This is a genomic window from Streptomyces sp. NPDC029152 (assembly GCF_055564355.1).
This window is the reverse complement of the sequence record NZ_JBVHWR010000012.1, coordinates 151650-161673: the sequence shown is the minus strand read 5'-3', so window position 1 is coordinate 161673 and position 10024 is coordinate 151650. Positions and strand designations below refer to the sequence as shown.

Sequence of the window (10024 nt, the reverse complement as noted above, 5' to 3'; positions counted from 1 at the left end):
TACCCCCCCCCCCCCCCCCCCCCCACCCCCCCCCCCCCCCCCCCCCCCCCCCCCCCCGCCCCCCCCCCCCCCCCCCCCCCCCCCCCCCCCCGCGCCGGGGTGTGCGCGGCGCCCCGTGCCGTCAGCCGGAGGACTCGTCGGGCACGGGGTGCTCGGGGTGCACGGCGCCGGAGTGCGGCGCGCCCCGGCGTCCGGTCCCGGCTTCGTCCGTGTCGGGGAGGTCGGCGTCTCCCCGGTCCGCCGGTTCGCCGCGGCCGGCCTCCTCCTCGGTGCCGTCGGCGTCGTCGGCGTCCTCGGGGGATTCCGGCTCCGTACGGGAGGGCGCGGCCTCCCAGGGGTCCTCTCCGGTGCCGGCCTGCTGGTCGGGCAGGTCCCGCGGCACGGGGACACCGTTCTCTCCCGGTCCTTCGAGGCGGTGGTCGGTCACGGCGCTCTCCCTCCCGGTGGTTCCGTCGGGTCGTACGAGCGACGTCGGGTACCTCCGCGGTGACCGGCGAAACCTCGGCGCGGCGCTCGTGCGCCGAGGACCGGGCACCGGGCACCGGGCACCGGGCACCGGGAGGAGGTTCCCGGGCACCGGCCGACGGCGCTCCGGGCGCCGGCCGCGAAATCCATTGGTCCTTTCGGCATGCGGCTATTTACCCTAGGCAGAACCCTAGGGGCCCTAGGTTCACGGGTCCCACGACCGACCGCCGTCACATCCGGAGACTTTCCATGAGAACACTCACCGAGCGGGACATCCGCGGCTCCTTCGTCAACTGCTCGAAGGGCGAGGCGAAACGCCTGGCCGTCCCCCGCGACCTCGAAGAGCGCCCGTGGGACGATCTCGACTTCCTGGGCTGGCGGGACCCCGGAGCGCCCGACCGAAGCTATCTGGTCACCGAGGAGGGCGGGCGCCTCGTCGGTGTCGCACTGCGCTTCCAGCCGGCCCAGCGCGGCTTCTTCCACCGCAGCATGTGCTCGCTGTGCCTGACCACCCACCCCCGGGGCGGTGTGTCGCTGATGACCGCGCGGAAGGCGGGTCCGGCCGGCCGCGAGGGCAACTCGGTCGGCCTGTACATGTGCACCGACCTCGCCTGTTCCCTGTATCTGCGCGGCAAGAAGGTGCCGGAGACCGGCGCCCGCTTCGAGGAGAGCCTCACCCTGGAGGAACAGATCGCCCGCACCACGGGCAATCTGTCGGCCTTCCTCGCCAAGATCACCGCCTGATCCGCCCGCTCTCGGCCCATCGGGCGGATCAGGCGCGTGAGAAGCGTTTTGGCCGCCTACGTCCGGTTACCGTCTGTCCGGATACGTTCGATGCGCCGGGGGAAGGGGAACAGCCCGAGGATGCTGGATGTACGTGAGACCGTGGCGTCCGCCGCGCGCGAGGCGAAGCGCCTGGCCAAATGGCACCGGGATCCGATGGTCGTGCAGGCGCTGCGCTCGGCCGCCGCGGCGTCGATCGCCTATGTCATCGCGGTGCGGCTGAGCCCCGACAAGTCGGCGGCGCCGCTCACCGCACCCCTCACCGCGCTGCTGGTCGTCCAGGTCACCCTGTACGCCACGCTGAAGATGAGCGTCCGACGGGTGAACGCGGTGGTGGCCGGTGTCCTGGTCGCCATCGTCTTCAGCGCGGTGGTGGGGCTGAGCTGGTGGAGCCTCGCCCTGGTGATCGTGGCGGCGCTGGGCGTCGGGCACCTGGTGCGGGCGCACGAGTTCGTGGCCGAGGTGGCGATCAGCGCGATGCTGGTGCTCGGGGTGACCTCGCACGGGACCCTGGCCTGGGCCCGGGTGGTGGAGACGCTGATCGGGGCGGTCGTCGGACTGGTCTTCAACCTGCTCTTCGCCCCTCCGGTGTGGGTGGAGCAGGCCGGTGAGTCGATCGAGGGGCTGGCCCGGCGGGTGCGGCAGCTGATGCTGCGCATGGGCGAGGAGGCCGCGGGCAGCACGCCGTTCCACGAGGCGGCCGCCCGGCTGCACGAGGCCCGCCGCCTCGACCACGACATCGCCGAGGTGGACGAGGACCTGAGGCAGGCCGAGGACAGCCTGCGGCTCAATCCGCGGGTCCGGGAGGGACTGCTGCACCGTGTGGTGCTGCGCACGGGTCTGGACACCCTGGAGATCTGCACGGTGGTGCTGCGGGTCCTGGCGCGCACCCTCACCGACCTCGCGAAGGAACGTGAGCCGGACCCCCTGTTCCCCCCGGAGACGGGTGCGACCATCCAGCAGTTGCTGTCCGAGATCGCCGACGCCGTGGTCAGCTTCTCGGTCCTGGTCACCACCAGCGTCAGCGAGAACGCCGAGTCGGCGGAGGAGCGGCTGACCGCCGAGCTGCGGCAGGCCGCGGTCACCCGGGACAAGCTCGCCCAGTTGCTGCTGGAGGAGATCCAGCACGACGCCCGGCAGTGGCAGTTGCAGGGGGCGGTGCTGACCGAGGTCAACCGCATCATCGACGAGATGGACACCGAGCACCGCTCGCGCAGGCTGCTGGAGGAACTGGACCGCCACACGCGCGAGCAGCGCGAACGCCGCCCGCGGCTGACCAGGGCGTGGGACCGGTTGCGCAGGATGACGCGGCTGCGCCGGAACCGGGGCGCCGCCGGGCGTCGTTCTCACTGAGGACACCGTCGGGCACCGGCGGGCACGGCCGGCCGGGCGAAGGCCCGGCGGCGGGAAGAGGGGGCGTACGGATGACGGGAGACGGCGTGCGGATCGACGGGAACACGCTGCGACTGCCGGGCGGCGCGGCGGTGCGGTTCATCCGCACCCTGCGGCTGCCCGAGACGGGCACGCACCCGCTGCCGCCGGGGCTCGGCGAGTTCCCGGTCCGCCGGGTCGCCGACCACGCGGACACGGTGCCCGAGGCATGGCGGGCACGGGGCGGCGTGATGCTGCCCGTGTACCTGCGCGAGGCCATGTGGCTGAGTTTCGCCGGCACCACGGAGCCCGCGGCGCTCCAGGTCGGGGTGGGCAAGGTGTGTGCGGTGTCGGGCAGGCCGTGGAGCGACCGGCTGTCCCGCGACCCGCAGAACTACGTGGTGCTCCCCCGGCAGCCCTGGCTGGACGGCATCAACTCGGGGACGGGCACGGTCCGCCAGTTCGTGGCGGTGCCGCTCGGCACGGGCGCGACCGTCGAGGGTCAGGTGACCGGCGAGGAGGTGTGGGGCGGCGTGCAGTTGCAGGCCTTCTCCCTGAACGACCGGGAGCTGGCCCGCTGGCGCGAGAAGGAGCGGCGCCGGGCCGAGGCGCTGCGCGCCCGGGGGGCCTGGCCGCGCAGCGCCTTCGGGACCGCGATGCCGATGGCGGCGCCGGCCGCCCCGGGCGCGGCCCCGGCGCCCGCCGGCGGGGCCCGGGAGCGGTCCGCCCCCGCCATGGGGCTGGGCGTCGGCGGATCCATGCGGCAGGAGGTCTACCGGGACGAGCGGCCCCTGGCGGACTGGGCCGAGCGGCCGGCGGGCCGGGTCTTCGTGCACCTGGTGACGCCCCCGCAGTGGCGGCGCATCACCGGCGAGGCACCGCCGCCGTCCCCCGTGGACCGGGCCGCGTACACCGAGGCGGGTCTGCCCTGGTACGACTACTACGACCAGGACGCCCACGATCTGGCGCCGGCCGAGCCGCTCCAGGACGTCAAGCCGGTCGGGGACTGGATCGGCGACGACCACGAGCCCTGGCGGCAGCCCGCCCCGCAGCAGATCCAGCCCCTCGGGGACGCGCCGGGGGCACCGGTGCAGGACGGCGACTGGTAGACACGGGCGAACCGGCGCCCGTGACGCGGCGGGACGCGCGCCCTACGGCTCGATCGCGCCCAGCAGGGCCCTCGCGCACAGGTCGCGCACCTGCTCCCGGGCGGGCCGCGGGTCCCGCAGCCACTCCAGGCAGACCGCGGTGGTGAACGCCATCCAGCCGCGCACCGCCAGCCGCACGTCGGCCCGCTCCCCGAAGGCCGGGCCGAACTCCGGGTCGGCGGCCAGGGCCGCGAGGATCTGCCGCTCCTGCGCGGCCAGCGCCTTCTGGTACACCCGGCGCACGGCCTGGTCTCCCGTCGCGTCGGCACGGTGGAAGGCCCGGTAGCCGTGCGCGTGCTCCCGGACGTACTCCAGGTACGCGTCGAGGCCCGCGGAGAGCTGCTCGCGCACCGGGACGCCGGGCACGGCCGCCGTCATGCGCAGCATGCGTTCGCTCTCACGCTCGACGACCGCGGCGAAGAAGTCCCTCTTGGCCGGGAAGTAGTGGTACAGCAGCCCCCGCGAGACCCCGGCGATCTCGGCGACCCGCTCGATCCACACGTCGTCGTAGGGGCTCTCGGAGAACAACCGCGCCCCCACCGACAGCAGTTGCTCCCGACGCTCCTCGGTGCTGAGCCGGCGGCGCGTGCGCCCGCCCTGGTTCGCGGCCATGCCCGCACTTTACTTGACGCCGGTTCAACAACGGGACGAGACTGGAGCCGCTGTTGAATCCGCGTACAACACGCTCGAACACGGCGCCGCGTCAAGGGAGATCGCGTCATGACTCAGACGAGGACGGGAGCGGCCGCGGACGGGCTGCCGAAGGGATTCCGCAGCGCCGAGCTGGGCTGGCCCGAGCTGCACCGCATCCCGCACCCGCCGCACCGGCTCCCGCTGCTCGGGGACGTGATCGGAGCGAGCCGGAGCACGCCGATGCAGGACTCGCTGCGCTACGCGCGGCGGTTGGGGCCGATCTTCCGGCGGCGGGCCTTCGGCAAGGAGTTCGTGTTCGTGTGGGGAGCCCGGCTCGCCGCCGACCTGGCGGACGAGTCGCGCTTCGCCAAGCACGTGGGACTCGGCGTGGCCAACCTGCGGCCGGTCGCCGGGGACGGGCTGTTCACGGCGTACAACCACGAGCCCAACTGGCAGCTCGCGCACGACGTCCTGGCGCCCGGCTTCAGCCGGGAGGCCATGGCCGGGTACCACCTCATGATGCTGGACGTGGCCGGGCGGCTGACGGACCACTGGGACCGTGCCGAGGCCGCCGGGCGCACGGTGGACGTGCCCGGCGACATGACGAAGCTGACCCTGGAGACGATCGCGCGCACCGGGTTCGGGCACGACTTCGGGTCGTTCGAACGCCCCCGGCCCCACCCCTTCGTGACGGCGATGGTCGGCACGCTCACCTACGCGCAACGCCTCAACACCGTGCCCGCGCCGCTCGCGCCGTGGCTGCTGCGCGGCGCGAGCCGCCGCAACGCCGCCGACATCGCCTACCTGAACCGCACGGTCGACGACCTGGTCCGGGCCCGGCGCGCCTCGGACGGCGGCGACGGCGACCTGCTCGACCGGATGCTGGAAACGTCCCATCCGGACACCGGTGAGCGCCTGTCGGCGGAGAACGTCCGCCGGCAGGTCATCACCTTCCTGGTGGCCGGCCACGAGACCACCTCGGGCGCGCTCTCCTTCGCCCTGCACCACCTCGCCCAACGCCCCGAGGTCGCGGCCCGGGCCCGCGCCGAGGTGGACCGCGTCTGGGGCGGCACCGAGGCGCCCGGTTACGAGCAGGTGGCCAGACTGCGGTACGTGCGCCGGGTGCTGGACGAGTCGCTGCGGCTGTGGCCGACCGCGCCCGCCTTCGCACGGGAGGCGCGCCGGGACACGGTGCTGGACGGCACGCACCCCATGCGGCGGGGCGCCTGGGCACTGGTGCTCACCGGGATGCTGCACCGCGATCCCGAGGTGTGGGGGCCGGACGCGGAGCGTTTCGACCCGGACCGCTTCGACGCGAAGGCGGTACGGGCACGTGCCCCGCACACGTTCAAGCCGTTCGGGACGGGCGCGCGGGCGTGCATCGGACGGCAGTTCGCGCTGCACGAGGCGACGCTGGTGCTCGGGCTGCTGCTGCGCCGCTACGAGCTGCGGCCCGAGCCGGGCTACCGGCTGCGGGTGACCGAGCGGCTGACGCTGATGCCGGAGGGCCTGCGGCTGCGGCTGGACCGGCGGACCGCTGTCCGGGAGCCCGTCCGGGACGGGGCCGGCGCCGAGGAGCCCGGGCCGGAGGAGACCGGCGTGGAGATGCCCGGCGCGGATGCGGGGGCGGCGTCAGGGGCCCGCCGTCCAGTGCGCCGGGCGGCTCAGTGACCCCGGCAGCTTCGTGCCGGCGCTGCCCCGGGCCGCGGTGAGCTGCGGCTGGGTGAGGAAGAAGGCGCCGGTGAGGTCCGCGTCCGTCAGGTCGGCGTCGCGCAGGTCGGCGCCGATCAGGTCCGCGCCGCGCAGGTCGGCGCCGGTGAGGTCGGCGGCGATGAGGTAGGCGCCGCGCAGGTCGGCCCCGCGCAGGTCGGCGCCCCTCAGGCGGGCGCCCATCAGATCGGCGTTGCGGCGGTTCTTCTTCTTGCCGGGCGCGCCCGCCCGCATCAGTTCGCTGGTGCGCAGCAGGAGCACGTTGACCCGCTGCCGGTGCGCCGCCACGTCCAGCGCGGCCAGTTCCCCGGGAGCCGCGGTGGTGAGCCGTTCCGTCTCGGCCAGCATCCGGCGCACGTCGGCGTGGACGGGCCGCGCGGCGGGCAGGGCCAGCGCCTCGGTCAGGTACCAGAGCAGCTCGTGCAGGTGGCGGACCACCGGGAACACCTCGAACATGCGGCGGGCGTGCCCGGGCGGGCCGGTACGCCAGTCCTGTCCGCCGAAGGTGACCTGCGAGACCTTCTGCCCGGCGCCGAAGCAGTCGTAGACCGTGCAGCCGGTGAAGCCCTCCGGCCGCAGCCGCGCGTGGATCCCGCACCGGCTGTCCTCGCGCAGGTTGCCGCAGGGGGTGCCGGCGTCCTTGTCCACCGGGAAGTCGGCCGACCGCGCGAACGGCAGCGCCACGCAGCACAGTCCGAAGCACCGTTCGCAGTCCCCGCGCAGTTCCGCCCGGCCAGTCTCTCGTTCTCGCATGGCGTTCAGCATACGGAACGAGGGCCGGTGCCCCGCCGGGGCGGCCCCGCCCCCACCTGGTCATCCCTTCTCGTCCGGCACCTCCAGGCGGGCCAGCCGGTCGGGATCGGCCAGGATGTACAGGCCGGTGATGCGGCCGTCGGCGACGGTGGCGGTCAGGACCGACCGGGGGCGGCCGCCGGCCATGCTCACGAGGCCGAGCGAGTCGTTGACCCGGACCATCCGCGCCTCGGCGTTGTACCGCGAGAACATGAGGGCCGACCTGGCCACGGCCTCCGCGCCCCGGAGCGACCTGGTCCCGCCGATGCCGCGGACCAGGGTGCCCGCGTCGGCCCGGAGGACCACCTGCGGGTGGAGAACGGCGACCAGCGCCTCGAAGTCGCCGCCGCGCGAGGCGTCCTGGAAGGCCTCCAGCGCCTCCCGCTGCCGCCCGAGGTCGGGCTCGGCGGGCGGGCCGGCGTCCCGGACGCGGCGGCGGGCACGGGACGCCAGCTGCCGGGTGGCGGCCGAGCTGCGCTCCACGACCGGGGCGATGTCGTCGAAGGGCACGGCGAACATGTCGTGCAGGACGAACGCGAGCCGCTCGTCGGGCTCGAGCCGTTCCAGCACCACGAGCAGGGCCACGCCCACCGAGTCGTTGTGCAGCGCCTCCTGCTCCGGGTCGCCCGCCGTCAGGGGCCCGATCACCAGGTCGGGGACGAATGCCTCGTCCATGGGCTGCTCGCGGCGCGCGACGCGCGAGCGCAGCAGGTCCAGACAGATCCGGCCGGTCACGGTGGTCAGCCAGCCGCCGAGGTTGTCGATGGCGTCCGCGTCGGTGCGGCCCAGTCGCAGCCAGGCCTCCTGGACGGCGTCCTCGGCCTCGGTCAGCGAACCGAGCATGCGGTAGGCGACCGCCTCGAGCTGTCCGCGGTGCTCCTCGAAGCGCTCCGCCAGCTCGGTGTCGTCGGCCATCGGCGTCACCGCGCGAACAGCTCGAAGGCGACCGCGGGCCGGTTCCCGAAGCGCCGGCCCGTCTGCTCCGCGGTGCGGGTGAGGAACCCGCGCGCGTACGCCTCCGGTTCCTCGTCGGTCAGCGCCTCGATGTAGGTGCGGTGTTCGAGCAGCGAGCGGACCGCGCGCTCCAGCCCGGCCGTCGCGTCCACGGCGTGCGTGGGCGTGGCGGAGCCCGCGACGGCCACCCAGCGGACCCCGTCCCACGGTTCGAGGCCCTGCTCGGTCAGCTCCGGGAAGATCCACCGGTTGCCGGCGTCGCCCGCCGCGTCGAGCGTGGCCCGGCCGACGGCGACGTGGTCCGGGGTGTTCCAGGTGACGCCGCCCCAGGTGTCCCGGTGGTTGAGCGTGACGACCAGTTCGGGCCGGTGCCGGCGGATCGCGGCGGCGATGTCCCGGCGCAGGGCGAGGCCGTACTCGACGACGCCGTCCCGGTGGTCGAGGAACTCCACCTCGCTCACCCCGACCACGGCCGCGCTCGCCCGCTGCTCGCGCTCGCGCAGCGGACCGCACCCGGCGGGCGCCACGGTGTCGATGCCCGCCTCGCCCCGGGTCGCCAGGACGTAGGCGACCTCGCGGCCCTCGTCGGTCCAGGCGGCGATCGCCGCCGAGCAGCCGTACTCCAGGTCGTCCGGGTGGGCGACGACGGCGAGGGCGCGCCGCCAGTCGCCGGGCATGGGCTCCAGTTGCGTGATCGTCGGCTCCGTCATGCCCGCACACTAGCCCGTGGCACCGGCACCGCACGCCGCTGCGCGCGCCCGTCGCGGACGCGCGGTGCGGACCGGCCGGTCAGGCCTCGTCGCGGGCCAGCGCCAGCAGCCGGTCCAGGACGCGGGGGCCGCCGGCCCGCACGCCGTCGTGCTCGAACTCGTCGGTGACCCAGGTGCGCAGGCCGCGGACGGAGCGTGCGGTGGTCAGCGCGTGGGCGGTGTCGACGTACATGTCGTCGTGGTAGACGGCCGCGGCGGCCGGCACCTCGTTGGCCGCCAGGCGCGCCGGGTCGTACAGGGGCGTCCAGTCGGTGCGGGCGGCGAGCAGTTCGGCGGTCTCGCGCAGCGGGCGCAGCGCCGGGTCGCAGTCGAACATCCAGGGGTGGATCGACTCCCCGGTGAACAGCAGCGGTTCGTCGCCCGCGAGGGTCTTGGCGGCGTCGAAGCGCGGGAACTCGGCGCGGACCCGCTCGGCGGACCAGTTCGTCGGGCGCGCGTCCTGCCCGTAGATCGCCTCGTGGACGAGGGCGTACAGCGGGTGACCCGCGTACGACAGCAGGCCCTGGACCTCCTCCTGGAAGGCGTCGGACAGCTCCGCTCCGTGCGGGGTGCGCACGAAGGCGTCCTCCAGCAGGAAGTGCAGCCGGTGGCTGCCCTCGCCGCCGCCGAGGAGGATGCCGAGGGACTGGAACGCCTCGACGGTGAGCCGGTAGCCGTTCGGCAGGACCACGTCGTGGGTGAGCAGGTGGTCGGCGATGCGGCGGGCGCGTTCGACGTCCTGCGGGTAGCGGTCGTAGTGCGCGGCGACCTTGCGCTCGATGCGGGGGTAGGCGGCCCGGTAGACGTCGTCGGCGTGGGCGTCGAGGGAGGGCAGGCCGCCGGTGATCAGGGCGGTGCGCAGGCCCTCGGGGGCCAGGGAGAGGTAGGCGACGGTGCAGAAGCCGCCGAAGCTCTGGCCGAGGACGGTCCAGGGGGCGCCGCCGGTGACCTGGGGGCGGATGGCCTCGCAGTCGCGGACGATGGAGTCGGCGCGGAAGCGGGTGAGGTAGTCGGCCTGCTCGGCGGGGCCGCCGCGCAGCGGGAGCGTCTGGCGGTTGGCGGGCGTGGAGGCGCCGGTGCCGCGCTGGTCGAGGAGGAGGACACGGTACTCCTCCAGGGCACGGCCGAACCAGGCGGGGCGGCCGATGAAGCGGTTCGCGCCGAAGCCGGGACCGCCCTGGAGGTACACCAGCCACGGCAGGTCGTCCCGGTCCGCCTTGTCGCTCGCGACGGCCTCGCGGGCGTACAGCTCGATCGTCTCCCCCGAGGGATCGGCGTGGTCGAGGGGGACGGTGAATCGGCGGTCGGTGAGGACGACGCCGGGCTGGCGGTAACTGGCGCTCAACGGGGCTCCCGGGACGGCTGGGTCGTACGGCCGGATCTTTCGGCCGTGTCCCAGTTCAGCACATGGTCCTCCGG

Annotated in this window: 10 protein-coding genes; 4 read left to right on the top strand and 6 right to left on the bottom strand. The window is 74.5% G+C overall.

What is annotated here, in order from left to right:
- Positions 1–121: 121 nt before the first annotated feature.
- A complete protein-coding gene (locus ACZ4V6_RS24995) occupies positions 122–427 on the bottom strand; it encodes a hypothetical protein (RefSeq protein ID WP_467831296.1) in 306 nt (101 codons plus the stop codon).
- 287 nt (positions 428–714) lie between these two features.
- Between ACZ4V6_RS24995 and ACZ4V6_RS24990 the strand changes: the two genes are divergently transcribed.
- From ACZ4V6_RS24990 to ACZ4V6_RS24980, 3 genes are all read left to right on the top strand, one after another.
- Complete coding sequence (locus ACZ4V6_RS24990; RefSeq protein ID WP_467831293.1) at positions 715–1209, top strand: FBP domain-containing protein; 495 nt, start codon at positions 715–717, stop codon at positions 1207–1209.
- A 120-nt stretch (positions 1210–1329) separates the two neighbouring features.
- Positions 1330–2601 carry an FUSC family protein gene (locus tag ACZ4V6_RS24985; protein ID WP_467831291.1) on the top strand — a complete coding sequence of 424 codons (1272 nt, stop codon included), beginning with the start codon at positions 1330–1332 and terminating at the stop codon, positions 2599–2601.
- A 71-nt stretch (positions 2602–2672) separates the two neighbouring features.
- Complete coding sequence (locus ACZ4V6_RS24980; protein ID WP_467831288.1) at positions 2673–3728, top strand: hypothetical protein; 1056 nt, start codon at positions 2673–2675, stop codon at positions 3726–3728.
- A 42-nt stretch (positions 3729–3770) separates the two neighbouring features.
- Here ACZ4V6_RS24980 and ACZ4V6_RS24975 read toward each other — a convergent pair whose 3' ends face one another.
- Positions 3771–4379, bottom strand: a complete 609-nt coding sequence (locus ACZ4V6_RS24975; protein WP_467831285.1) for a TetR/AcrR family transcriptional regulator — start codon at positions 4377–4379, stop codon at positions 3771–3773.
- A gap of 108 nt (positions 4380–4487) precedes the next feature.
- On the opposite strand from ACZ4V6_RS24975, the gene ACZ4V6_RS24970 reads away from it, so the two are divergent.
- Entirely contained in the window at positions 4488–6071 is a 1584-nt protein-coding gene (locus tag ACZ4V6_RS24970) for a cytochrome P450 (RefSeq protein ID WP_467831282.1), read from the top strand.
- Here ACZ4V6_RS24970 and ACZ4V6_RS24965 read toward each other — a convergent pair.
- The 4 genes from ACZ4V6_RS24965 to ACZ4V6_RS24950 all read right to left on the bottom strand — a co-directional run bounded on the left by ACZ4V6_RS24965 (position 6033) and on the right by ACZ4V6_RS24950 (position 9950).
- The gene (locus ACZ4V6_RS24965; RefSeq protein WP_467831279.1) at positions 6033–6875 is read right to left on the bottom strand and encodes a pentapeptide repeat-containing protein; all 843 of its coding nucleotides are present in this window, start codon (positions 6873–6875) and stop codon (positions 6033–6035) included. The two genes, ACZ4V6_RS24970 and ACZ4V6_RS24965, sit on opposite strands and share 39 nt — an antisense overlap.
- Positions 6876–6923: 48 nt before the next feature.
- Positions 6924–7817, bottom strand: coding sequence for a sigma-70 family RNA polymerase sigma factor (locus tag ACZ4V6_RS24960; RefSeq protein WP_467831277.1), 894 nt, complete (start codon positions 7815–7817; stop codon positions 6924–6926).
- A gap of 5 nt (positions 7818–7822) precedes the next feature.
- Positions 7823–8566, bottom strand: a complete 744-nt coding sequence (locus ACZ4V6_RS24955; RefSeq protein WP_467831275.1) for a PIG-L deacetylase family protein — start codon at positions 8564–8566, stop codon at positions 7823–7825.
- A gap of 79 nt (positions 8567–8645) precedes the next feature.
- Positions 8646–9950, bottom strand: a complete 1305-nt coding sequence (locus tag ACZ4V6_RS24950) for an alpha/beta fold hydrolase (RefSeq protein ID WP_467831272.1) — start codon at positions 9948–9950, stop codon at positions 8646–8648.
- Positions 9951–10024 lie beyond the last annotated feature (74 nt).